This is a genomic window from Streptomyces sp. SAS_270, from assembly GCF_052543295.1.
The window spans coordinates 1-24,504 of record NZ_JBMNDS010000002.1 but is presented as its reverse complement, the minus strand read 5'-3'; the positions used below and the strand labels follow the sequence as shown (position 1 = coordinate 24,504).

Annotated in this window: 21 protein-coding genes; 11 read left to right on the top strand and 10 right to left on the bottom strand. The window is 68.1% G+C overall.

From position 1 onward, the window contains the following. Positions 1–79: 79 nt before the first annotated feature. A complete protein-coding gene (locus ACN6LB_RS01535; RefSeq protein WP_356142746.1) occupies positions 80–625 on the top strand; it encodes an LppU/SCO3897 family protein in 546 nt (181 codons plus the stop codon). Between the two features lie 153 nt (positions 626–778). Here ACN6LB_RS01535 and ACN6LB_RS01530 read toward each other — a convergent pair whose 3' ends face one another. Further along, entirely contained in the window at positions 779–2,239 is a 1,461-nt protein-coding gene (locus tag ACN6LB_RS01530; protein WP_356142748.1) for a CCA tRNA nucleotidyltransferase, read from the bottom strand. Positions 2,240–2,473: 234 nt separating this feature from the next. Between ACN6LB_RS01530 and ACN6LB_RS01525 the strand changes: the two genes are divergently transcribed. The 7 genes from ACN6LB_RS01525 (at position 2,474) to trxA (ending at position 12,309) form a co-directional block, all read left to right on the top strand. Then, positions 2,474–4,891, top strand: a complete 2,418-nt coding sequence (locus ACN6LB_RS01525) for a DUF6049 family protein (RefSeq protein WP_445024209.1) — start codon at positions 2,474–2,476, stop codon at positions 4,889–4,891. A gap of 46 nt (positions 4,892–4,937) precedes the next feature. After that, positions 4,938–7,196, top strand: a complete 2,259-nt coding sequence (murJ, locus tag ACN6LB_RS01520) for a murein biosynthesis integral membrane protein MurJ (protein WP_445024208.1) — start codon at positions 4,938–4,940, stop codon at positions 7,194–7,196. Between the two features lie 119 nt (positions 7,197–7,315). Continuing rightward, positions 7,316–9,046 carry a protein kinase family protein gene (locus ACN6LB_RS01515; protein WP_445024207.1) on the top strand — a complete coding sequence of 577 codons (1,731 nt, stop codon included), beginning with the start codon at positions 7,316–7,318 and terminating at the stop codon, positions 9,044–9,046. Between the two features lie 29 nt (positions 9,047–9,075). Next, entirely contained in the window at positions 9,076–9,804 is a 729-nt protein-coding gene (sigM, locus tag ACN6LB_RS01510) for an RNA polymerase sigma factor SigM (protein WP_356142756.1), read from the top strand. After that, positions 9,801–10,778, top strand: coding sequence for an anti-sigma factor family protein (locus ACN6LB_RS01505; RefSeq protein ID WP_445024206.1), 978 nt, complete (start codon positions 9,801–9,803; stop codon positions 10,776–10,778). Before sigM ends, ACN6LB_RS01505 begins: the two co-directional genes overlap by 4 nt. A gap of 184 nt (positions 10,779–10,962) precedes the next feature. Further along, on the top strand, positions 10,963–11,934 hold the full coding sequence (gene trxB / locus ACN6LB_RS01500) for a thioredoxin-disulfide reductase (RefSeq protein WP_445024205.1): 972 nt from the start codon (positions 10,963–10,965) through the stop codon (positions 11,932–11,934). A gap of 42 nt (positions 11,935–11,976) precedes the next feature. After that, a complete protein-coding gene (trxA, locus tag ACN6LB_RS01495) occupies positions 11,977–12,309 on the top strand; it encodes a thioredoxin (RefSeq protein ID WP_356142762.1) in 333 nt (110 codons plus the stop codon). 144 nt (positions 12,310–12,453) lie between these two features. Here trxA and ACN6LB_RS01490 read toward each other — a convergent pair whose 3' ends face one another. The 9 genes from ACN6LB_RS01490 to rpmH form a co-directional block, all read right to left on the bottom strand. Next, on the bottom strand, positions 12,454–13,071 hold the full coding sequence (locus ACN6LB_RS01490) for a GNAT family N-acetyltransferase (protein ID WP_356142764.1): 618 nt from the start codon (positions 13,069–13,071) through the stop codon (positions 12,454–12,456). A gap of 341 nt (positions 13,072–13,412) precedes the next feature. Beyond that, positions 13,413–14,516 carry a ParB/RepB/Spo0J family partition protein gene (locus tag ACN6LB_RS01485; RefSeq protein WP_445024204.1) on the bottom strand — a complete coding sequence of 368 codons (1,104 nt, stop codon included), beginning with the start codon at positions 14,514–14,516 and terminating at the stop codon, positions 13,413–13,415. Further along, positions 14,513–15,586 carry a ParA family protein gene (locus tag ACN6LB_RS01480; RefSeq protein ID WP_356142784.1) on the bottom strand — a complete coding sequence of 358 codons (1,074 nt, stop codon included), beginning with the start codon at positions 15,584–15,586 and terminating at the stop codon, positions 14,513–14,515. The genes ACN6LB_RS01485 and ACN6LB_RS01480 overlap by 4 nt, the downstream gene beginning before the upstream one ends. 397 nt (positions 15,587–15,983) lie before the next feature. After that, entirely contained in the window at positions 15,984–16,700 is a 717-nt protein-coding gene (gene rsmG, locus ACN6LB_RS01475) for a 16S rRNA (guanine(527)-N(7))-methyltransferase RsmG (protein ID WP_356142768.1), read from the bottom strand. Between the two features lie 134 nt (positions 16,701–16,834). Continuing rightward, positions 16,835–17,344, bottom strand: a complete 510-nt coding sequence (locus ACN6LB_RS01470; RefSeq protein ID WP_356142770.1) for a Jag family protein — start codon at positions 17,342–17,344, stop codon at positions 16,835–16,837. 15 nt (positions 17,345–17,359) lie between these two features. Beyond that, positions 17,360–18,637: a membrane protein insertase YidC gene (gene yidC, locus ACN6LB_RS01465; RefSeq protein ID WP_445024203.1), complete on the bottom strand. Its 1,278-nt coding sequence runs from the start codon at positions 18,635–18,637 to the stop codon at positions 17,360–17,362. A gap of 3 nt (positions 18,638–18,640) precedes the next feature. Further along, positions 18,641–18,994 (bottom strand): membrane protein insertion efficiency factor YidD, encoded by a 354-nt coding sequence (yidD, locus tag ACN6LB_RS01460; protein WP_356142774.1) that lies wholly within the window; start codon positions 18,992–18,994, stop codon positions 18,641–18,643. Beyond that, complete coding sequence (gene rnpA, locus ACN6LB_RS01455) at positions 18,991–19,362, bottom strand: ribonuclease P protein component (RefSeq protein WP_356142776.1); 372 nt, start codon at positions 19,360–19,362, stop codon at positions 18,991–18,993. Before rnpA ends, yidD begins: the two co-directional genes overlap by 4 nt. 19 nt (positions 19,363–19,381) lie before the next feature. Beyond that, positions 19,382–19,519, bottom strand: a complete 138-nt coding sequence (rpmH, locus tag ACN6LB_RS01450) for a 50S ribosomal protein L34 (protein ID WP_006381191.1) — start codon at positions 19,517–19,519, stop codon at positions 19,382–19,384. 373 nt (positions 19,520–19,892) lie between these two features. On the opposite strand from rpmH, the gene dnaA reads away from it, so the two are divergent. From dnaA to ACN6LB_RS01435, 3 genes are all read left to right on the top strand, one after another. Further along, entirely contained in the window at positions 19,893–21,842 is a 1,950-nt protein-coding gene (gene dnaA / locus ACN6LB_RS01445; RefSeq protein WP_445024202.1) for a chromosomal replication initiator protein DnaA, read from the top strand. Between the two features lie 1,020 nt (positions 21,843–22,862). Then, positions 22,863–23,993 carry a DNA polymerase III subunit beta gene (dnaN, locus tag ACN6LB_RS01440; protein ID WP_356142780.1) on the top strand — a complete coding sequence of 377 codons (1,131 nt, stop codon included), beginning with the start codon at positions 22,863–22,865 and terminating at the stop codon, positions 23,991–23,993. A gap of 166 nt (positions 23,994–24,159) precedes the next feature. Beyond that, positions 24,160–24,504 (top strand): NAD(P)-binding domain-containing protein (locus ACN6LB_RS01435; protein WP_445024201.1); only part of this gene is annotated, 345 nt, incomplete at its 3' end.

Here is a 24,504-nt window from a genome sequence, read left to right as displayed (position 1 = left end):
TCGTGGTTGTCATAGCGGCCCGATAGCTTACGTGCGTCTTATTCGCGTCACGCGCTTACGCTTCTAGGGGGACCCCCAAGTGACTACTCCGCCGCCCCAGGGCCAGAACCCGTTCGCTCAGGGCCAACAGCCCTACGGCCAGGCGCCCCAGGGTCAGGCCCCGTACGGCCAGCCGCCCCAGGGCCAGGCTCCGTACGGCCAGCAGCCGCCGCAGGGGTACCCGCAGCAGCCCGGCCAGCCCGGCTTCCCGCAGCAGGGCTCCCCGTACATGGGCCAGGGGGCCCCGGTCCCTCCGCCGCCGAGCCGCCGCCCCAAGTTCAAGACGATCAAGAACGTCGTCATCGTCGTGGTAGCCCTCGGCGCGGTCCTCTTCGGCTGGATAGCGAGCCGTGATGACGCCGACACCGCGAAGGTCGGCGACTGCATGAGCATCGGCAACCCGGACAGCACCACCGACCCGGACCTCGAGGTCGTCGACTGCAGCAGCTCGAAGGCCAAGTACAAGGTCGAGCAGAAGAAGGACGGCAGCAGCGCCAGCTGTGACCGCACCAAGTACGCCGAGTACAGCGAGAGCGGTGACGGCAGCAACTTCACCCTCTGCCTTTCGCCGTACTCCGCCAAGTAAGGCCCGCACTGACGCCCAAGGGGCGGTGTTTCACGTGAAACCGTGAAACACCGCCCCTTGGCACATGCCGAGCCAGGACCGCCCAGTGCCATGTTTCACGTGAAACATGGCGCCGAACCGTTGCGCGTGAGCCCTGTTCGCCGGCCTCGCTTGTCAGCCCTGCGGCGAACCGTCCCCCTGCGAGGCCCACCACTCCTTGAGTGCCGCCACCGCCGCGTCGTGCTCCATCGGGCCGTTCTCCAGGCGGAGCTCCAGCAGGAACTTGTACGCCTGGCCGATGGCGGGGCCCGGGCGTACGCCGAGGATTTCCATGATCTGGTTGCCGTCGAGGTCGGGCCTGATGGCGTCCAGTTCTTCCTGCTCCTGGAGCTGAGCGATGCGCTCCTCCAGCCCGTCGTATGCGCGCGAGAGTGCGGTCGCCCTGCGCTTGTTGCGCGTGGTGCAGTCGGAGCGGGTCAGCTTGTGCAGGCGGTCGAGGAGCGGGCCCGCGTCCCGTACGTAGCGGCGAACCGCGGAGTCCGTCCACTCGCCCGTGCCGTACCCGTGGAAGCGCAGGTGGAGTTCGACCAGCTGTGAGACGTCCTTCACCAGCTCGTTGGAGTACTTGAGCGCCGTCATCCGCTTCTTGGTCATCTTGGCGCCCACCACCTCGTGATGGTGGAAGGAGACCCGGCCGTCGTCCTCGAAACGGCGCGTCCGCGGCTTGCCGATGTCGTGCAGCAGCGCGGCAAGCCGGAGGACCAGGTCGGGGCCGTTCTCCTCCAGCTCGATCGCCTGCTCCAGAACGATCAGGGTGTGCTCGTACACGTCCTTGTGCCGGTGGTGCTCGTCACGCTCCAGCCTCAGCGCGGGAAGCTCGGGCAGGACATGGTCGGCGAGACCGGTGTCCACCAGCAATGTCAGGCCCTTGCGGGGGTGCGGGGAGAGGATCAGCTTGTTCAGCTCGTCCCGCACCCGCTCCGCCGAGACGATCTCGATACGTCCTGCCATGTCCGTCATCGCACCGACGACCTCGGGGGCCACCTCGAAGTCGAGCTGCGCGGCGAAGCGCGCGGCCCGCATCATCCTCAGCGGATCGTCGGAGAAGGACTCCTCGGGAGTGCCCGGAGTACGCAGAACACGAGCGTCCAGGTCGTCAAGGCCGCCGTAGGGGTCGATGAAGTCCTTCTCCGGAAGCGCCACTGCCATGGCGTTCACGGTGAAGTCACGGCGCACGAGATCCTGCTCGATGGAGTCCCCGTAGGACACCTCGGGCTTGCGCGAGGTCCGGTCGTACGCCTCGGAGCGGTACGTGGTCACCTCGATCAGGTAGCCGTCCTTCTGCGCCCCGACCGTGCCGAACGCGATCCCGACCTCCCAGACGGAGTCCGCCCAGGGCCGCACGATCTTCAGTACGTCCTCGGGACGGGCGTCAGTGGTGAAGTCCAGATCGTTGCCGAGCCGGCCGAGGAGCGCGTCCCGGACCGAGCCGCCGACCAGAGCGAGCGAGAACCCTGCCTCCTGAAAGCGGCGGGCGAGGTCGTCGGCGACAGGGGACACCCGCAGCAGTTCACTCACCGCGCGGCGCTGCACCTGACTCAGGGCACTGAGGTTGTCTTCGTTGGCGTTCGGCACAACAGAAAAGGGTACGTGGCCCGGACCGTCGCGGGCGCCTCCATTAAACGTGCACAGAGACCCCGGCGATCCGCGCCCGGGCGCTCCCCTTGATACATGCACATACAGGACACCCCGCCGGCGTCCCCTGATCTTGTGGAGCAGTCCGCGGCACTTACCCTCGGCGCGCATCGTTACCATGCGTGGACGCACATTCCGACGACCACTGAACGACGACGAGGGACGGGCGAGCGCGTGGCCGAGGCGGCAGACTTCCAGGGGATGACTCCCTCACCTGCCCGCCGCTGGCTGCGGCGCACCGGGGCACTGCTCGCCGGTGCGCCATTGCTGGCCGGACTGCTCCAGCTGCCCGCCGCCGCGTCCGCGTCCGCCGCGGTGACGGCCTCCCCGGCCGAGGCCGCGAGCTCCGGCACGGTCGGCGTCTCCCTCGACTCGGTCAGCCCCAGCGCTCCCACGGACGGCGACACCGTCACGCTCGCCGGGACGGTCACCAACAACGGCAAGCAGACGGTCACGGCAGCCCAGGTGGACGTGCGCGTGGGCCCGTCCATGAGCGGCCGCAGCAGCATCGACACCGTCGCCAGGCGCGGCGTCTACCAGTCGGGCCTGGACGGGCTTCCGGTCGGCGGCAAGTACGTCAAGAAGTTCTCCAGGCTCGCCACAGGTGTCTCGCAGCCCTTCAGCATCTCGGTCCCGGTCAAGGAACTCGACCTGAGCTCCGACGGGGTCTACCAGCTCGGCGTCTCCCTCACGGGCCAGACCGCCGCCGAGCCGTGGTCCCACGTCCTCGGCATCCAGCGGACGTTCCTGCCGTACCAGTCCGACGAGGCCGACACCACGACGAAGACGACGTACCTCTGGCCGCTGATCTCCACGGTCCACCTCAGGGCGGAGACCGGTTCGGACGCGCAGCAGACACCCGTTTTCCAGAACGACGACCTGGCCAAGGAGATCGCCCCCGGCGGGCGGCTGGAGCAGCTCCTGTCGCTGGGCAGCGATCTCGACGTGACCTGGGTGCTCGACCCGGACCTGCTGGCCTCCGTCGACGCGATGACGAAGAGCTACCGGATCCAGGTCGACGCCGACCACACCAAGGCGGGCACGAACCAGGCGGTGGCCAAGGCGTGGCTCGACAAGCTGGAGAACACCGTCGAGGGCAAGGAGATCGTCGCACTGCCCTTCGCCGACCCCGACCTCGCGTCGTTGGCCCACAACGGCGTCACCGGTTCCCTGAGCCACCTCAAGGATGCCACCGATGTGGCCTCCAGCACGGTGGAGACGATCCTTCATGTGAAGGCCGCCACCGACTTCGCCTGGCCCGTGGAAGGGGCCGTCGATCCGCTGATCGTCAAGGTCGCCACCTCCGCCGGCGCCGACAAGGTGATCGCCCGCAGTGACAGCCTTCGCGAGACCGGTGGGTTGTCCTACACACCCACCGCCGCCCGCCCCATCGGCGGCGGCACCACCGCCGTGGTCTCCGACTCCCGGCTGTCGACCGTCTTCCAGGGCGACATGACGACGGCCGGCCGCTCCACGCTCGCCGTGCAGGAGTTCCTCGCGCAGAACCTGATGATCAACCTTCAGGAGCCGGACAAGCAGCGCAGCATCGTGGTCGCCCCGCAGCGCATGCCGTCCGCGAGCCAGGCGCAGGCCATGGCCGCGGCCCTGACGGCCCTCCAGGGCGGGAACTGGTCGCAGTACCAGGGCCTGTCCGCCGCGGCCAGGGCCAAGCCGGACGCGGGCGCCACCACGAGGGTGCCCGCCAAGTCCGCCTACCCCTCCTCGCTGCGCAAGCAGGAGCTGCCGCAGTCGGCCTTCCAGCACATCGAAGAAACCCAGGGCAAGCTCAACACCTTCCAGATGATCCTCACGGACAAGTCCCGCGTGGTGACTCCCTTCGGGCGGGCCATAGACCGCGGGATGTCCACGTCCTGGCGCGGCCGCGCCGCGGCGGGGGCGACCTTCCGCACGGGCGTGGAGAAGTACCTCGAAGAGCTCACCGGTCTGGTCGGGCTGATCGACAAGTCCGACGCGAAGCTCTCGGGCCGCAGCGCCACGATCCCCGTGACCGTGAAGAACAACCTCGTACAGGGCGTCGACCGCCTTGTGCTGCGTCTCACCTCACAGCAGCCCAAACGCCTGAAGATCGGCGAAGGCCGCTACGACGAGCAGCCCATCCAGGTCTCGGGCGAGCACAGCCAGTCGGTGAAGTTCACCACTTCGGCCAACGCCAACGGTCCCGTGACGGTGGTCGCCCAGCTGTACACGCAGGACGGCCAGAAGTACGGCCCCGAGGTCACCTTCGAGGTGAAGGTCACCGAGATCACCCCCACCGTGATGCTGGTCATCGGCGGCGGCGTCCTGCTGCTCGTGCTCGCCGGATTCCGGATGTACACGCAGCGCAAACGCGCAGCCGCCCGGCAGGCCGCGGAAGAAGCAGAGGACACGGAGGACGGTCCCGAAGGCGCGGGCGTGAACAAGGACGCCGACGGCGCCGTAGACACCGAAAACGCCGAAAGCTCCGAGGACGACTCCGCAGAGGAGTCCACGGATTCCGAGGCGGAGGACCCGGAGCACCCGAGTGACCCGACACCGGACACCGCACCGGAAAGCGCCGGCCCGTCCGGCACGGGTGAGAGAGTGGACCGTTGAGCGATGTCGTGGCCGGTGGGCCCGGGGACGATGAGGTGGGGTAACCATGAACGCGCCGTACGACGGTGACCGCGGGCAGGGCGCCACGGGCAGCTCGGGCTACCCCGAGGGCCCGCTGCCCGAGCCCGGCCAGGTGCCACCGGAGCCGCCCGCGGACATGTACCTCCAGGACGCCTACGACCAGGATCCCTACCGGGGGCAGGACCTCTCCGCCCAGGACCCGGTCGCCGAGGCGCTCTACGACCGCGCCGCGCACCCCCCGCCCCCGCCCGGCACCTACCAGCCGCAGCCGCCGCTCTACGCCCAGCCGCCCACGTCGCAGTACGCCCCCGATCCCCGGGTCTGGGCGCAGACGCCCCCGCCGGAGCCGGCCGGCCCGACGCGACACCTTCCCTACGGCGACGACGCGCGCACGACCCAGTACGTGGGCGTCGACGACCTGGTCACCCAGGCCGGCGAGGAGCGCCACGAACCCGACGCCTTCGCACATCTCTTCCGCGACCAGCAGCAGGGTGGCAGCCGTCCGCCCACGGGCCCGTCGGTCCCCGGCCCCTCCCAGGCGCCGTCCCCGGGCTACGGCCAGACGGGACCGCCTCCCGAACCGATGTCCGACCAGACGATGCAGCTCACCCCCACAGCCGCACCGGCGCCCGCGGCCGCCCCGAAGAAGGCCGGGGGCCGCGCGTCGGGGCTGCTGAAGTCGAGCGCGGTGATGGCGGCGGGCACGCTGGTGTCCCGGCTGACCGGGTTCGTCCGCTCCGCACTGATCGCCTCAGCGCTGGGCCTCGGCTTCCTCGCCGACTCCTTCCAGGTCGCCTACCAGCTGCCGACGATGATCTACATCCTCACCGTCGGCGGCGGTCTCAACTCCGTCTTCGTGCCGCAGCTCGTGCGCGCCATGAAGGACGACGAGGACGGCGGCGAGGCCTTCGCGAACCGCCTGCTGACCCTCGTCATGGTCGCACTGGGGGTGCTCACCGGGCTCGCCATGTTCGCTGCGCCGCTGCTGGTTCGCATGCTGTCGAACCCCGTGGCCACCGACCCCGCAGCCAACGAGGTCGCCGTCACCTTCACTCGCTACTTCCTGCCCTCGATCTTCTTCATGGGCATCCACGTGGTGATGGGGCAGATCCTGAACGCCCGCGGCAAGTTCGGCGCGATGATGTGGACTCCGGTTCTCAACAACATCGTCATCATCGTGACGCTCATCATGTTCATCTGGGTGTACGGCACCTCAGCGAACTCCGACATGACCGTCACGAGCATCCCGCCGGAGGGACAGAGGCTTCTCGGCGTAGGTGTCCTTCTCGGTCTCGTCGTCCAGGCACTCGCGATGATCCCGTACCTACGGGAGACCGGCTTCCGGATGCGGCTGCGCTTCGACTGGAAGGGCCACGGACTCGGCAAGGCAGCGATGCTGGCCAAGTGGACCGTGCTGTTCGTCCTGGCGAACCAGGCAGGCGCGATGGTCGTCACTCAGTTGTCCACCTCCGCGGTCAAGAACTCGGGCGTCAAGGGCACCGGCTTCGCCGCCTACGCCAACGCCCAACTCATCTGGGGCCTGCCACAGGCCATCATCACCGTTTCCCTGATGGCCGCCCTGCTGCCGCGGATCTCCCGTTCGGCACACGAGGGCGACAGTGGCGCCGTCCGCGACGACATCTCCCAGGGCCTGCGGACGACGGCTGTGGCTATCGTGCCGATCGCCTTCGGCCTAGTTTCGCTCGGTGTTCCGATGTGCACCCTGATCTTCGGATCGTCGGGCATCAGCCCGGCCACCAACATGGGTTACATGCTGATGGCCTTCGGCCTGGGGCTCATCCCGTTCTCCGTGCAGTACGTCGTGCTCCGCGCCTTCTACGCGTACGAGGACACCCGGACGCCCTTCTACAACACGGTGATCGTCGCCCTCGTCAACGCCACGGCTTCGGCGCTGTGCTACGTCGTGTTGCCGGCGCGCTGGGCGGTGGTCGGCATGGCCGCCTCGTACGGCCTGGCCTACGCGATCGGTGTCGGAGTCGCCTGGAACCGGCTGCGCAAGCGGCTCGGCGGAGACTTGGACGGCAGGCGTGTACTGCGGACATATGCACGGCTCGGTATCGCCTCGGTCCCGGCGGCTCTGCTGAGCGGTGCCGCCTGCTACGGAATCGGGCACACGCTGGGGCAGGGGGTCGGCGGCTCGTTCGTCGCCCTCCTCGGCGGCGGTGCCCTTCTCCTCGGTGTCTTCTACATCGCCGCACGCAAAATGCGCATCGAGGAACTCAACTCAATGGTCGGAATGGTCCGCGGGCGCCTGGGGCGCTGAGGCGGGGGTAGGCGCACAACCATCGTCCGCCGCCGTGTGTCGTGCATAACGCCGGACTGTGGGCACAATTGGGTTCGGCGTCGGACAGCTTGCAACGGATGGGGAGGCAGGGAACGACGGTGGCGGAACGGAGCACGGCTGCCGTCGACGTGGCAGACAACAGCGGTGACAAGCCGCTGACCGCCAAGGCGGACCAGTCCACGGCCGACGGGGTGGCCCAGAACCGGGAGCGGGACACGGAGAGCTCGGCGAGCGAAGAGGCACAGGGGAGCGGCGGCACCGAGGGTCCGGGGAGGACCACACCGCCCGAACTGCACAGCGGCCACAAGCTCGCCAGACGCTACCGACTCGAAGAATGCGTCACCCGGCTGGACGGTTTCAGCAGTTGGCGCGCGGTGGACGAGAAACTCCGCCGCGCCGTCGGTGTGCATCTGCTGCCCGCCGACCATCCACGGGCCCGCTCGGTACTGGCGGCGGCACGGTCCTCCGCCCTGCTGGGCGACCCCCGCTTCGTGCAGGTCCTGGACGCGGTCGAGGAGAACGACCTCGTCTACGTCGTCCACGAATGGCTGCCGGACGCCACTGAACTCACGGCCCTCCTGGTGTCGGGCCCGCTGGAGGTGCACGACGCCTACCAGATGGTCACCCAGGTCTCGCAGGCGATGACCGCCGCGCACCGCGAGGGCCTCGCCCACCTCCGGCTGACGCCCGGTGCCGTACTGCGGACCTCGTCCGGCCAGTGGCGCATCCGCGGTCTCGCCGTGAACGCCGCGCTGCGCGGCATCAGTTCGGACACCCCGCAGCGCACCGACACGGAGGCGATCGGCGCGCTCCTGTACGCCGCGCTCACCCAGCGCTGGCCCTACGAGAACGACGCCTACGGTCTGTCGGGGCTGCCCAAGGGTGTTGGCCTCATCGCCCCCGACCAGGTGCGTGCCGGTGTGCACCGCGGCCTGTCGGAGCTCGCGATGCGCGCGCTCGTCAACGACGGCGCGACCGCCTCCCGCCAGGAACCGCCGTGCACCACGCCGGAGGAACTGGGCAGGGCGATCAGCGAGATGCCCCGCATCCGCCCGCCGGAGCCCGCGTTCACCGCTCCTCCGGAGTACCAGCGCACGACGTACCAGCAGGGCACGTACGGCCGCCAGGCACCGCGTCCCGGGGCCACCCAGCCCCTGCCCGCTCCACCGCCCCCGCTGCAGAGCCGTACCGGAAGAGCCCTCAAGTGGGCCGTCTCCGCGCTGCTCATCGCTGCGCTGGGCCTCGGCAGCTGGCAGCTCGCGGACGCGCTCATGGACCGCAGCGACAAGAACGACGACACGGGCAACACCCAGACCACGGACGGCAACGACAAGAACGGCGACAAGACGAAGCCGGTCAAGCCGATCACGATCCAGGGGGCTCAGGAGTACGTGGCCGAGGGCGACGCCCAGCATCCCGGTGACGTGAACAAGACGTACGACGACAGCACTTCGACGGGCTGGCGGACGAACAGTTACAAAGACGGCCCGAAGATACTGATCAAGCCTGGCGTCGGCATCGTCTACGACCTCGGCTCCGCCCAGGAGGTGTCGGCCGCGACGCTCTCGCTGCGGTACGTCGGAGATCACACGACGATCGGCCTCTACGCGACCGACTCACTGAGCTCGTCCACACCGCTGAGCTCCATGAAGGAACTCGGAACGGTGACGACGAGCGGCACCTCCGCGAAGGTGACGGCCGGCAAGCCGGTGAAGACTCGCTACGTGCTGGTGTGGCTGACCGCGATGCCGCTCTCGGGGGCCGACTCGGCCAACTACAGCGACGCCGGCTACAAGCAGGCCATCACGAACGTGAAGTTCACCGGCTGACGCTCGGCAGCTGAAGGGGAGGGGGTCCGATGGCCGATGAAGCCGACTACGGCGAAGCAAGCGATCAGGACCTCCTCGCCCGCCATGTGGAGGGCGACCCGGAGGCGTTCGGTGAGCTTGTGCGGCGACACCGCGACCGGCTGTGGGCAGTGGCCCTGCGGACGCTGGGAGACCGTGAGGAGGCCGCTGACGCCGTTCAGGACGCCCTCGTCTCCGCCTACCGGGCCGCTCACACCTTCCGCGGCCAGTCGGCTGTCACCACCTGGCTGCACCGCATCACCGTGAACGCCTGCCTGGACCGTGCCCGCAAGGCCGCGTCCAGGAAGACGTCCCCCGTCGACGACACCGAACGTCTTGAGCAGCTCCTCGAACCGCACGAGTCGGCCTCGGCTCCGGCCGAGCGCAACGACCTGCACCGCGAACTGCTCAAGGCGCTGGGCACTCTCCCGCCCGACCAGCGCGCCGCCCTCGTTCTGGTGGACATGCAGGGGTACCCCGTGGCGGAAGCCGCGCAGCTCCTCGACGTGCCCACCGGCACGGTGAAAAGCCGCTGCGCGAGAGGCAGAGCCAGACTGCTCCCCTTGCTCACCCACCTCCGTACGGACAACGGAAAAGGCGAGAGCAAGAAGTCGGGCGGCGGAAGGAACCGGACGCAGGGGACATCCGTCCCACCGGCAGCGGGACCGCAGGACGGCGGCCCCCACGATGCAGGGCCAAGCGATTCAGCTGCTGTGAAGGGCGGAGGTGGGCGAGCGTGACATCCACGACGGACACGGCCGGGCACCCGGACGTCGCGGAGATCTCCGACCTCACCGAGGGTCTCCTGCCGCCCTCCCGCTCTGCCGACGTACGACAGCACCTCGACGGCTGCGATCTCTGTGCCGACATGTACGAGTCGCTGGAGGAGATCCGCGGTCTGCTCGGCACGCTGCCGGGCCCGACGCGCATGCCCGACGACGTGGCCGGTCGTATCGATGCCGCCCTGGCCGCGGAAGCGCTGCTGAACGCCACGGTGCCCGCCCACGGATCCGAGGCGAGGGAAGACCGGGCGAGTGTTTCACGTGAAACATCTGCTGCCGGGGTCTCGCCAGGCCCGGCAGACTCGGCCTCCTCGTCTTCTCCCGCTTCCTCTTCTTCCACTTCTTCCACTTCGGCAGAACGGCCTTCGGGACATCCTCGCGGTACCACTGGCCCCGGCCGCCCCCAGCGAGTGCGCCGAGGGCGTCGGCGGGTGGCCGTTCTCGGTACGGCGTTCACCGCTGCCGCTCTGGGGCTCGGCGCGCTGCTCCTGCAGACGATGAGCGACGACACTCCGGGCAAACCCTCGAAGACGTCGGCGCAGCAGCCCGGCTCGAAGGTGATGTTCTCCGAGGGGAAGCTGGGGACCCAGGTCGGGGATCTCCTGGCCAAGGGCAAGAACACCCGCTCCGGAACGGCCAAGCCCTGGGGCATCAAGTCCCACGACACCGGAGCCGAGTCCAACGGAGTCGACACTCTGAACACACCTGCTGTGCACGTCCCCGAATGCGTCCAGCAGGGGATCAACAGCAACGCGGCGGTCCTCGCCGCCGAGAAGGGCACATACAAGGGGACGAGCGCCTATCTCGTGGTGCTGCCGGACGAGTCCGACAACGCCCGGGTCACCGCCTACGTCGTCGACGCCACCTGCACGAAGCAGGCTACGGCCGCCCCCGGCAAGGTTCTGCTGACGCGCTCGTACCCCCGCTCCTGACCATCTCAGCGGCAGAGGGGCTCTGTCCCGGGCGCCGCATGGCGTCTCTGTGCGATGTCACGTCTCCGTGTGCCCGGACACACCGGGAATGCGCGCCCCTTAGGATCCGTTGGGTGGGGTGAGAGTTCTGAGAGAGGCTCCCACCAGAAGTACTCAGCAGTCTCCAGAGACGAGGAATCAACCCGTGAGCGACGTCCGTAACGTGATCATCATCGGCTCCGGGCCCGCCGGCTACACGGCGGCGCTCTACACCGCGCGCGCGTCGCTGAAGCCGCTGGTGTTCGAGGGCGCCGTCACCGCAGGCGGCGCGCTGATGAACACCACCGAGGTGGAGAACTTCCCCGGTTTCCAGGACGGCATCATGGGCCCCGAGCTCATGGACAATATGCGCGCCCAGGCCGAGCGCTTCGGCGCCGAGCTGATTCCGGACGACGTCGTCGCCGTCGACCTGACGGGTGAGATCAAGACCGTCACGGACACCGCGGGCACCGTGCACCGCGCCAAGGCCGTCATCATCACGACGGGCTCGCAGCACCGCAAGCTGGGCCTGCCCAACGAGGACGCTCTCTCTGGGCGAGGCGTCTCGTGGTGTGCCACGTGCGACGGCTTCTTCTTCAAGGACCAGGACATCGCGGTGATCGGCGGTGGCGACACCGCGATGGAGGAGGCGACCTTCCTCTCCCGCTTCGCCAAGTCCGTGACGATCGTCCACCGCCGCGACACCCTCCGCGCGTCCAAGGCGATGCAGGAGCGGGCGTTCGCCGACCCGAAGATCAAGTTCGTCTGGGACAGCGAGGTCGCCGAGATCGAGGGCGACCCGAAGCTCTCCGGTCTGAAGCTGCGCAATCTGAAGACGGGCGAGATCTCCGAGCTGCCGGTGACCGGTCTGTTCATCGCGATCGGCCACGACCCGCGCACCGAGCTCTTCAAGGGCCAGCTCGACATGGACGACGAGGGCTACCTGAAGGTCCAGGCGCCCTCGACCCGGACGAATCTGACCGGTGTCTTCGGTGCCGGTGACGTCGTCGACCACACATACCGCCAGGCGATCACGGCGGCCGGTACCGGCTGTTCCTCCGCCCTGGACGCCGAGCGCTTCCTCGCCGCTCTCGCGGACGGCGAGGCCGCCGCGGAGCCCGAGAAGACCACTGTCTGACCCCCGACCGCCTCACCGCACCAACCAGTTAAGGAGCCCGCCGTGGCCGGCACCCTGAAGAACGTGACTGACGACTCCTTCGAGCAGGACGTCCTCAAGAGCGACAAGCCCGTCCTGGTGGACTTCTGGGCCGCCTGGTGCGGTCCGTGCCGCCAGATCGCGCCGTCGCTTGAGGCGATCGCCGCCGAGTACGGCGACAAGATCGAGGTCGTCAAGCTGAACATCGACGAGAACCCGGGCATCGCCGCCAAGTACGGCGTCATGTCCATCCCGACCCTGAACGTCTACCAGGGTGGCGAGGTCGCCAAGACCATCGTCGGTGCCAAGCCCAAGGCCGCGCTCGTGCGGGACCTCGAGGACTTCATCGCCGAGTAGTCGGCATCGCCGCCGTACAGGCGGCACCGTTTCACGGACACCGCGATGTTTCACGTGAAACACGAATGGGCCGGCCCGGAAGGGCTGGCCCATTCGCTTGTCCAGGTGCGTTTCCGACAGACGGGCCGACTACAGACTCGCCGACTAGAGCGGCCGCAGAGCAGGCTCCTTCTGTACGGCCCCCAGGAGCCGGTCGAGGGCCATCTCCACGTCTTCCTTCCAGGAAAGCGTCGAGCGGAGCTCCAGGCGCAGCCGTGGGTGCACCGGGTGGGGCCGAACCGTCTTGAAGCCGACCGCCAGCAGATGGTCGGCCGGCAGGAGACACGCCGCTTCCTTCCACCGGGCGTCACCGAAGGCCTCGATCGCCTTGAATCCCCTGCGCAGCAAGTCCTTGGCGACCGTCTGAACCATCACCCGGCCAAGGCCCTGACCTTGATAGCCCGGCATGATGAAGGCCGTCATCAGTTGGACCGCGTCAGGCGACACCGGACTCGTGGGGAACGCCGTGGAGCGGGGGACATAAGCAGGGGGTGCATACAGCACGAACCCCACCGGCACGTCGTCGACGTAGACGACACGTCCACAGGATCCCCAGTCCAGCAGGACGGCGGAGATCCACGCCTCTTTCTCCAGCGTGGACGTGCCTGCTTTTATCGCGGCTTCACCGCTGACTGGGTCCAGTTCCCAAAAGACGCACGAGCGGCAGCGTTTGGGAAGGTCCGGAAGGTTGTCCAGCGTGAGCGGTACGAGCCGACGCCCCATGAAGGCTGTTCCTCGCTTCCTTCGCCCGCCGCGTCGCGGGCGGCTGTCAGAGCGCTCCGCTCCCTGAGCAGGCTGCCGACGAATCCGCCGACCGCCCCCAGCCCCAGGCCTGCGGTCACCAGTCCGGTACGGGTCACGGTTTGCATGGCCCCCGCCTCCCCAATGAAGGTGTCGCCAGGTGGATGCGCCATACCCGACGGCATCGTATCCACGATGCGATTCCATCGATACCGTCAGAAAGCAAAGAGCGGACCGTGTTCCGGTACACACCGGACACGATCCACTCTGATGCTCGGCCAAGCGCCTGGGCGCCCACCGCCTGAGGTCTGATGCCTAGAGGCTCAGGCCTCCGACTCCGGCTCCTCGGAGTCGTCGTCGAAGAGACCCTTCTGAAGGACCGGTCCCTCCCCCGGGGCCAGGGAGCCGAGGATCCGCTCCAGGTCCTCCATCGAGGCGAACTCGACGGTGATCTTGCCCTTCTTCTGCCCCAGGTCGACCTTCACCCGTGTCTCGAAGCGGTCCGAGAGCCGGGTCGCGAGGTCGCTCAGCGCCGGGGAGAGGCGGGTGCCGGCCCGGGGCCCCTTGGAACGCTGAGCGGTCTGCGGTCGCGACCCCATGAGGGTGACGATCTCTTCCACAGCCCGCACCGACAGCCCTTCGGCCACGATGCGGTGAGCCAGCCGGTCCTGCTCCTCCGAGTCGTCGACCGAGAGGAGAGCCCGCGCATGACCGGCGGAGAGGACTCCGGCAGCAACGCGGCGCTGCACAGCAGGCGAGAGCTTCAGCAGCCGCAGGGTGTTGGAGACCTGCGGGCGCGAGCGGCCGATGCGGTCCGCCAGCTGGTCGTGCGTGCAGTTGAAGTCCTTGAGCAGCTGGTCGTAGGCGGCGGCCTCCTCCAGCGGGTTCAGCTGAGCGCGGTGCAGGTTCTCCAGCAGAGCGTCCAGGAGGAGCTTCTCGTCGTCCGTGGCCCGCACGATCGCCGGGATGGCATCGAGCCCCGCTTCACGACAGGCCCGGAAGCGCCGCTCGCCCATGATGAGCTCGTAGCGCGAGGGGCCCACCTGGCGGACGACGACGGGCTGGAGAAGCCCGACTTCCTTGATGGACGTGACGAGTTCGGCCAGAGCGTCCTCGTCGAACACCTCTCGGGGCTGCCGCGGGTTCGGCGTGATGAAGTCGAGAGGCAGCTCGGCGAAGTGAGCGCCGACGGGTGTCGCGGGCGCCTCCACGGAACCGAACTGCGACGGCACCTCTGTTTCACGTGAAACAGGCGGCAGGCCGGCCACCTTTGCCGCCGCCACCCCACGCTCCGCGGTGAGGACGGGCACTGCCGTCGGCGAGGTGGAAGCTCCGCCTACCGCCGCAGAGGCCGACTTCTCCGCTGTCGGGGCAGCCGGGATCAGTGCGCCGAGGCCACGGCCCAATCCTCGTCGTCGCTCGCTCACTGGATGCCCTCCACCATGTTCCGGTCGTTCTGTGCGCCCACGTGGGCATGTTGCGCTTCGTACGCCACTCCAACTCCGCGGAGGGCGATTTCTCGTGCGGCCTCAAGATAGGAGAGGGCGCCGCTCGACCCCGGGTCGTAGGTCAGCACCGTCTGCCCGTAACTCGGTGCCTCCGAGATACGGACCGAGCGCGGAATGCTGGTCCGGAGCACCTCGTTGCCGAAGTGGCTGCGCACCTCGTCGGCAACCTGGGACGCCAGTCGCGTCCGGCCGTCGTACATGGTGAGCAGGATCGTCGAGACATGCAGGTCGGGGTTGAGATGTCCCCGGACCAGGTCGACGTTGCGCAGGAGCTGGCCCAGACCCTCCAGCGCGTAGTACTCGCACTGGATGGGGATGAGGACCTCCGCACCGGCGACCAGCGCGTTGACCGTCAGGAGGCCGAGCGACGGTGGGCAGTCGATGAGGATGTAGTCGAGCGGCTGCTCGTACGCCTGGATCGCCCGCTCCAGCCGGCTCTCTCGCGCCACCAGCGACACCAGCTCGATCTCCGCACCGGCGAGATCGATGGTGGCCGGGGCGCAGAAGAGACCTTCCACATCCGGGACCGGCTGGACGACTTCGGAAAGCGGCCTGCTGTCGATCAGCACGTCGTAGATGGAAGGGACTTCAGCGTGATGGTCGATCCCCAGCGCGGTGGAAGCGTTGCCCTGAGGGTCGAGGTCGATGACCAGGACACGGCCACCGTGCAGAGCGAGTGAGGCAGCAAGGTTGACCGTGGTCGTGGTCTTACCCACCCCGCCCTTCTGGTTGGCGACTACCATGACGCGGGTCTGCTCGGGCCGTGGCAGGCCCTCACCGGCGCGACCTAGCGCCTCGACCGCCAATTGGGCAGCACGACCGATGGGAGTGTCGTCCATAGGGGGCGGTGTTTCACGTGAAACATCCTCCCCCATCGACTCGGTACGGGGACCGGGGACCGGATCGGTCATCGGTCCCGCGATGTTGGCGTCGGACCGCAAGGATTCACTCTCCTCGACTTCAGGCTCGCAATGAACAGAGCCTCCCATGTCTTCGGGGTCGTGAACCAGCGAGGCCCGTTGTTCTGTGGAGAAATCCACCTCTGTGGACAACTCCGCGCCCTCTCCGAGTGAACCGAGAGGCTTCCGGTCGCGGGGTTCGGCCGCAGCCCGTCCGCGACTGATGATGCCATGCAGCAGTGAGCGACGTTTCACGTGAAACACGATGCATAGCGGCTGGCGCCGTCACCGCGCGACACTCCGAGATGCGTAGGTTTGGCAGCTTGTGTGGAGTACGGCTCGTCGTCAGGACGGATCAGCGGGAGTGACGAAAAACTCCCGGCTCGGCATCACCGAACCGGGAGTTCTCGCGAGAAGTTCGAGCCGGGAGTTCACGCACAAAGTCCACACAGGGGTTCATGCAGAAAGCGCGCGCCAGGGTTCAAGGTCAGCGACGTCGGCGCGTCCGCCCCGTCCGGGCAGCCTTCGCCCGCTTCGCCGCGAAGCGCACCCCGCCGGGGCTCTCGCCGACCTCGACGCGCACCACCGTGGACAACGGGTCCACCACGCCCTCGCCGACGTGGAGGATGGATGTCCCCACCGCGCCGAGCTTGCTGAGTGCGGTGGCCGCGCTCTTGAGCTCCTCCTCGGCGGTGTCGCCCTTGAGCGCGAGCATCTCCCCGTACGGTCGCAGCAGCGGAATGCCCCAGGTGGCCAGCCTGTCGAGCGGGGCCACCGCCCGGGCCGTCACCACATGGACCGGCTGCAGCTTGCCCATGACTTCCTCGGCGCGACCGCGGACGACCGTCACATGGTCGAGGCCGAGCAGCTCCACCACCTCGGTCAGGAAGTTGGTCCGTCGCAGCAGCGGCTCCAGCAGTGTGATCTTGATGTCGTCCCTGACGAGGGCCAGCGGGATGCCGGGCAGGCCGGCGCCCGAGCCGACGTCGCACACGGTCACGCCCTCCGGTACCACTTCCGAGAGCACTGCACAGTTCAACAGGTGCCGCTCCCACAGGCGGGGCACTTCCCGTGGACCGATCAGACCGCGCTGCACGCCCGCCTCGGCGAGCAGCTCCGCGTATCGGACCGCGTCCGCGAAGCGATCGCCGAACACCTCACGCGCCTGCTCGGGCGCAGGGGGGAGCTCCGCTGCCTCCGTCACGGGGACCGTCCTTCCGTACCGCATAAGCGCACTGAGCGCTGATCACCAGGACTATCAGGTACTAGGTACTACCAGGCTGACAAAGTTCGGCCCCGTCTGCGCAACAGACGGGGCCGGTGGGACGTACGTACCGATCAGGCGGGAAGCACGACGACGAAGCGCTGCGGCTCCTCGCCCTCGGACTCGCTGCGCAGACCGGCGGCCTTGACCGCGTCGTGCACGACCTTGCGCTCGAAGGGCGTCATCGGGTTCATCTTCACCGGCTCACCGGTGCTCTTGACCTCGGCCGCGGCCTTGGCACCCAGCTCGGAGAGTTCCTCACGCTTCTTGGCGCGGTACCCGGCGATGTCCAGCATGAGCCGGCTGCGGTCTCCGGTCTCCCGGTGCACGGCAAGACGCGTGAGCTCCTGGAGGGCCTCCAGCACCTCGCCGTCACGGCCGACCAGCTTCTGCAGATCGCGTCCGCCGGCGTCGCTGATGATCGAGACGGCTGCGCGATCGGCCTCGACGTCCATGTCGATGTCGCCGTCGAGATCGGCGATGTCCAGCAGACCCTCGAGGTAGTCCGCCGCGATCTCACCTTCCTGCTCCAGGCGGGACAGGGTGTCGCCCTCGGTGGCGGCGGAGGTGGTGCCTTCCGTCACGGGATGGACTCCTTCTTACTTCTTGGACGGGGACTTGGGCCGCTGCGGACCCTTGCGCTGTCCGGACTGGGCCTTGCTGCGGGTACCTGTGCCGGGCTTGCCGCCGCCCGCCGGCTTGGCGGCGGAGGGCTTGGCGTCCTCGGGCTCGTCGGACTTGGTCAGCGACGTCTTGGGCTCGGACTCACCCGCGGCCTTGGCCGTGGCGGACTGTCGCTGGGACTTCGTCTGCCGCTTGGGCTGCTGGCGCTTGGCAGCGCCGGGAGTCGCCGGAGTGCCGTCCTCGGTCTCCACGAGAGTCGCCGCCTCGCCCTTCACCACCGTGCCGTCGGCCTGAGCCACCAGGCTCGCCTTGGTCAGCGCGTTGATGAACTTGCGCTCGAACTCGTTGCGGTCACGGCCCTTGGCGACGATCGCCTTGACGATGGCCTTCTCACCTCGGCTGCGGGACTTGCCGTGGTGAGTGACGTGCTTCGTCAGGCGCTCCAGGTATGCGGCCTGCGCCTTGCTGCCCGGAGTCGGGTTGTTGCGGATGACGTACATCTGCTGGCCCATGGTCCACACGTTGGTGGTCAGCCAGTAGACGAGGACACCGACCGGGAAGTTGATGCCGAAGACGGCGAACATGACCGGGAAGACGTACATCAGCATCTTCTGCTGCTGCATGAAGGGCGTCTTCACCGTGGTGTCGACGTTCTTCGTCATCAGCTGACGCTGGGTGTAGAACTGCGAACCCGACATCATCACGATCATGATCGCGGTGACGACCCGGACATCGGTGACCGTTGCGCCCAGTGCCTGGACGGTGGCGGAGCCGTCCTTGAACTTCGCGGCGAGCGGGGCACCGAAGATGTGCGCCTTACGGGCGCTGGCCAGGAGGGAGTCGTTGATGACCCCGATGGTCTTGCCCGTCGCGATGCCGTTGAGCACGTGGTACAGGGCGAAGAAGAACGGGGACTGCGCCAGGATGGGAAGGCACGAGGAGAGCGGGTTGGTACCCGTCTCCTTGTACAGCTTCATCATCTCTTCGGACTGGCGCTGCTTGTCGTTCTTGTAGCGCTCCTGGATCTTCTTCATCTCGGGCTGCAGGGTCTGCATCGCCCGGGTCGACTTGATCTGCTTCACGAAGAGCGGGATGAGGCAGATACGGATCAGGATCACCAGGGACACGATGGACAAGCCCCAGGCCCAGCCCGTGTCGGGACCGAAAATCTTCCCGTACACAGCGTGGAACTGGACGATGACCCAGGAAACGGGTGTCGTGATGAAGCTGAAGAGACTGGCAATCGTGTCCACTAATCAGGCTCCTTGAGCATGGGACGGAGTCTCGGCGGCCGGGCTCGAGGGTGTGGTGGCCTCGATGGCCGGTTCGGCGGCGGAGGGCCCGCCCTTGCGTGCGCGCCACGCGCCCCGCAGCATCTCGTGCCAACGCGGACGCTTGCGCGGCGGGACATGGTCCACGCCACCCAGCGACCACGGATTGCACCGAAGGATGCGCCAGGCGGTGAGTGCCGTTCCCTTGATGGCACCGTGCCGGTCGATGGCCTGGTAGCCGTAGTGAGAACACGACGGGTAGTACTTGCACACCGGCCCGAGCAGCGGGCTGATGGTCCACTGGTACAGCTTGATGAGAGCCAGCAGTGGGTACTTCATCGCGCGCCCCCTCCCAGCAGCCGCTGAAGGGCGGCATCCAGGTCTTGGGCCAGCTGTGCATGGTCGGCGTCGCCCGCACCGGGCAGCGCTCGTACGACTACCAGGCTACCGGGGGGCAACAGGGGCACTCGGTCACGCATCAAATGGCGAAGCTGACGCTTCACCCTGGTGCGTACGACCGCTCCACCTACTGCCTTGCTCACGACGAAACCCGCACGCGTCGGGGGAGCGCTCTCCCCAGGCGCGTGCGGGTCCGTTGCACCGCTACGTAGATGGACGACAAGAAGCGGGCGTCCGGCCCGGCGTCCTCGGCGTACCGCGGTCGCGAAGTCCTCGCGCCGCCTCAGCCGATGCTCGGTAGGCAGCACGTCATGACCTGTTTGGAAATCAGGCGGACAGGCTGGCGCGACCCTTGCCACGACGGTTCGCGAGAATCGCGCGACCGGCACGGGTACGCATCCGCAGGCGGAAGCCGTGGGTCTTGGCGCGACGACGGTTGTTCGGCTGGAAGGTGCGCTTGCTCACTCGGGGGCTCCAGAAAGAATCGGTAGTGCGCGGGGTGTCGACCTGGCTGTCACCGTGCGCCCACGAGTAGCTCGTATTACGCCCGAGTGCACCGCTCCCGATCACTCACGCGATCTATGCCCATCGGAGGCAGGCGGCAGCAGCCATCGACAACTCGACCTGGTTACGGTACGCGCGGCTACGCCATCCGGTCAAACCAGCGCCCTCCGGGAGACACTATCCACAGGCTGGGGACAACAACTTGAACCGCACGGGTCGCCCTGACTACCGTGGCTGAACTCCGGTTCGTTCCCTTCTCCCTGCCCCGCCCGGTTTACATCCTGACCTTTTCCCAGAACCACACGTTCGTGGGACCCATGAGAGAGCGTGCCCTGTGGCTGACGTACCTGCCGATCTTGCCGCAGTGTGGCCACGAGTACTGGAGCAACTTCTCGGAGAGGGCCGCGGGCAGGGCGTCGAGGCGAAGGACGAGCACTGGATCAAGCGCTGCCAGCCGCTGGCCCTGGTGGCGGACACCGCGCTCCTCGCAGTCCCGAACGAGTTTGCGAAGGGCGTGCTCGAAGGGCGCCTCGCACCGATCGTCAGTGACGTGCTGAGCCGCGAGTGCGGCCGCCCGATCCGCATCGCGATCACCGTCGACGACTCCGTCGGCGAGCCCCCCGTCCCCTCGCCGCCCTCCCAGCCCCGCTACGAGGAGCAGGAGCGCCCGTCCCCCCAGGGCCGGGACCCGTACGACACCCAGCGCCACGACGGACGCGACGGACGCGACATCCACGACGGTCGTGACGCACGGGACGGACGGGACGGGTACGAGGGCTACGGCCGCCACCGCGCCGACGACCACCGGTCCGGCCGCGCCGACCAGCACCAGGGCTCGCCCGGCGACCAGCTGCCGCCCGGCCGCCCGGACCAGCTCCCGACCGCCCGTCCCGCGTACCCGGACTACCAGCGCTCCGAGCCCGGCGGCTGGCCCCGGCCGTCCCAGGACGACTACGGCTGGCAGCAGCAGCGCCTCGGCTTCCCGGACCGCGATCCCTACGCGTCGCCCTCGCAGGACTACCGGCCGCAGTCGATGGACCGGCCCCCCTACGACCAGCAGCGCCCGGACTACGACCAGCCGCGCTCCGACTACGACCAGCACGGCGACCGACGAGGCCGGCGCGAGCGTCCCGAACCGCCCGCGGGCAACGGACACGTCCACCGTGGCGGGCCGGTCGGTTCCTCGAACTCCAGCGGCGCTCCGGGCCCGCTGGCCGCGCAGCCCGCGCCGGCGGCCGGCCCCGGCGAGCCCACCGCACGCCTGAACCCGAAGTACCTCTTCGACACGTTCGTCATCGGTGCCTCGAACCGTTTCGCGCACGCCGCCGCGGTCGCCGTCGCCGAGGCGCCTGCAAAGGCGTACAACCCCCTCTTCATCTACGGGGAGTCGGGTCTCGGCAAGACGCACCTGCTGCACGCGATCGGGCACTACGCGCGCAGCCTCTATCCGGGCACGCGCGTGCGGTACGTGAGCTCCGAGGAGTTCACCAACGAGTTCATCAACTCCATCCGCGACGGCAAGGGCGACAGCTTCCGCAAGCGCTACCGCGAGATGGACATCCTGCTCGTCGACGACATCCAGTTCCTCGCGGACAAGGAGTCGACGCAGGAGGAGTTCTTCCACACCTTCAACACGCTCCACAACGCGAACAAGCAGATCGTGCTCTCCAGCGACCGGCCGCCGAAGCAGCTGGTCACGCTGGAGGACCGGCTGCGGAACCGTTTCGAGTGGGGTCTGATCACCGACGTCCAGCCGCCCGAGCTGGAGACGCGTATCGCCATCCTTCGCAAGAAGGCGGTGCAGGAGCAGCTCAACGCCCCGCCGGAGGTGCTGGAGTTCATCGCGTCCCGTATCTCGCGCAACATCCGCGAGCTGGAGGGCGCGCTGATCCGGGTGACGGCGTTCGCGTCGCTCAACCGGCAGCCGGTGGACCTGGGCCTGACGGAGATCGTCCTCAAGGACCTGATCCCCGGCGGCGAGGACTCGGCCCCCGAGATCACGGCGACGGCCATCATGGCGGCCACCGCGGACTACTTCGGGCTGACGGTGGACGACCTGTGCGGCTCCTCGCGCAGCCGCGTCCTGGTCACGGCACGCCAGATCGCCATGTATCTGTGCCGTGAGCTCACCGATCTGTCGCTGCCGAAGATCGGCGCGCAGTTCGGCGGCCGCGACCACACGACCGTCATGCACGCCGACCGCAAGATCCGCGCGCTGATGGCCGAGCGCCGCTCGATCTACAACCAGGTCACCGAGCTCACGAACCGCATCAAGAACGGCTGACAGGCACCGCCGTACGCCGCCGAGGGCGCCCCGGGACACGCTCCCGAGGGCGCCCTTCGCGTTCCCCGGAGCTTCCTCAGGGCGTTTGAGGGCGTTTCAGGGCGCTCCCGAAGCAGCGCCAGGGCTGTCCCGGACGACCCCAGGACAGCGCCAAGGGAGTCCCTGAGGCCCTTCACGCGCCGATCCGAACCGTCTCGGGCCCCGGCCCGGGTCGCACGCGAGTCTCCCCCGAGTCACCTGCTGTTCGAATACGAGCCCGGTTACGGCCACTCTCCACAGATTCGGCGACTTTCTTGCGTCCACACCCTGGGGACCGCGAAGTTATACAGATCGTGTCCACAGGAGCCACAGTCGAAAAACCATCAGGCCAGCTCAACGGGTTGTGGATCGGTGGACAAAAGATCTCCACAGGCTGTGGACGAAGAAAAGATCCACAGGCTGTGCAGGAAGTTGTCCACCGGCGGCCCACAGGCAGGAGTCGGTTGTCCCCAGCGATCGGCAGCTTCTCCACACCTCTGTCCACTGTTCGGCAACGCGACGCGCCATCTCACCGTGTCGAGTGAAAGGCGTCACACCAAGGTGTCCGACCGGCCTGTGGGGAACGGGCCCAAACCTGGGGACGGCGCTGGGGAGAAGTCGGGCCAGCCTGTGCATCGAGTGTGCAGAACTTTTCGCTGTCCACAGAAGAGCCGGGTTTTCCACTGCCCCCGCCCACAGGGTCGGTGGACAAAAAATCGCTGCTGAGCTGCGAAAACACGGTTATCCACGGTTTCCACAGCCCCTACTACTACTGACAACTAGAGAGAGCTTGGAATCCGTTTCGAAGACGGGGCTGTGCACAACTCGTCCTCGGAGGCTCGGGTGCCGCTCGGAGCGACTTGACCCAGGGAGGCACCGACTGTCAGTGCGGTGCGTCAGACTGGTCCCCGGTGTCCTCCCCCTCACAGGGTTCGACGACACCTCGACAGACGACGAAGGCCAGCAGGGCGACAGCGCCGGCAACAGACGGAGGCGGCAACGGTGAAGATCCGGGTGGAACGCGACGTACTCGCGGAGGCAGTGGCCTGGGCGGCACGCAGCCTCCCGGCCCGTCCGCCGGCGCCTGTGCTCGCCGGCCTCCTTCTGAAGGCCGAGGAGGGCGCCCTGAGCCTCTCCAGCTTCGACTACGAGGTCTCGGCCCGCGTCTCCGTGGACGCCGAGATCGACGAGGAGGGCACGGTCCTCGTGTCCGGCCGCCTCCTCGCCGACATCTGCCGCGCCCTGCCCAACCGCCCGGTGGAGATTTCCACAGACGGTGTACGGGCGACCGTGGTCTGCGGCTCCTCGCGATTCACACTCCACACCCTGCCTGTGGAGGAGTACCCGGCGCTGCCGCAGATGCCGACGGCGACCGGCACCGTCCCCGGTGAGGTGTTCGCCTCGGCGGCCGCCCAGGTCGCCATCGCGGCAGGGCGGGACGACACCCTCCCCGTCCTCACCGGTGTGCGCATCGAGATCGAGGGCGACACCGTCACCCTCGCCTCCACCGACCGCTACCGCTTCGCGGTCCGCGAGTTCCTGTGGAAGCCGGAGAACCCCGAGGCGTCCGCGGTCGCCCTGGTGCCCGCCAAGACGCTCCTGGACACCGCCAAGGCCCTCACGAGCGGCGACAGCGTGATCCTGGCGCTGTCCGGCTCCGGCGCGGGCGAGGGCCTCATCGGCTTCGAGGGCGCCGGCCGTCGTACGACCACGCGCCTCCTCGAGGGCGACCTCCCGAAGTACCGCTCGCTGTTCCCGACCGAGTTCAACTCGATCGCGGTCATCGAGACCGCCCCCTTCGTGGAGGCCGTCAAGCGCGTGGCCCTGGTGGCCGAGCGGAACACCCCGGTGCGCCTCAGCTTCGAGCAGGGCGTGCTGATCCTGGAGGCCGGTTCCAGCGACGACGCACAGGCTGTGGAGAGGGTCGACGCCCAGCTGGAGGGCGACGACGTCTCGATCGCCTTCAACCCGACGTTCCTGCTCGACGGCCTGAGCGCCATCGACTCGCCGGTGGCCCAGCTCTCCTTCACGACGTCCACGAAGCCCGCGCTGCTGAGCGGCAAGCCGGCTCTGGACGCCGAGGCGGACGAGGCCTACAAGTACCTGATCATGCCGGTGCGCCTGAGCGGCTGACGGCCGGTGCTCGTCGGCCGGGCCCGCCCCGGCCGACGACGAAGCCGCAGGTGGGTGTGTACGTCTGAGCGCGTATGCCCACAGGTGTGCGTGAGCGTCCGGGTTTAGGCTCAGACACAGGTACGAAAGTGCCCTCACGCCACGTCGCAAACCAAAGGAACAACTGATGGAGCTCGGTCTCGTCGGCCTCGGCAAGATGGGCGGCAACATGCGCGAGCGGATTCGCCGCGCAGGCCACACCGTCATCGGATACGACCGCAACCCGGACCTCGCCGATGTCCACAGCCTCGAAGAACTTGTGGGCAAGCTCAAGGGCCCGCGCGTGGTGTGGGTGATGGTCCCGGCCGGTGCCGCGACCCAGTCCACCGTCGACGAACTCGGCGATCTGCTGGAGCCCGGCGACGTCGTGGTCGACGGCGGGAACTCGCGCTGGACGGATGACGAGAAGCACGCCGAGGAGCTGGCGGCCAAGGGCATCGGCTTCGTGGACGCGGGTGTCTCGGGCGGTGTG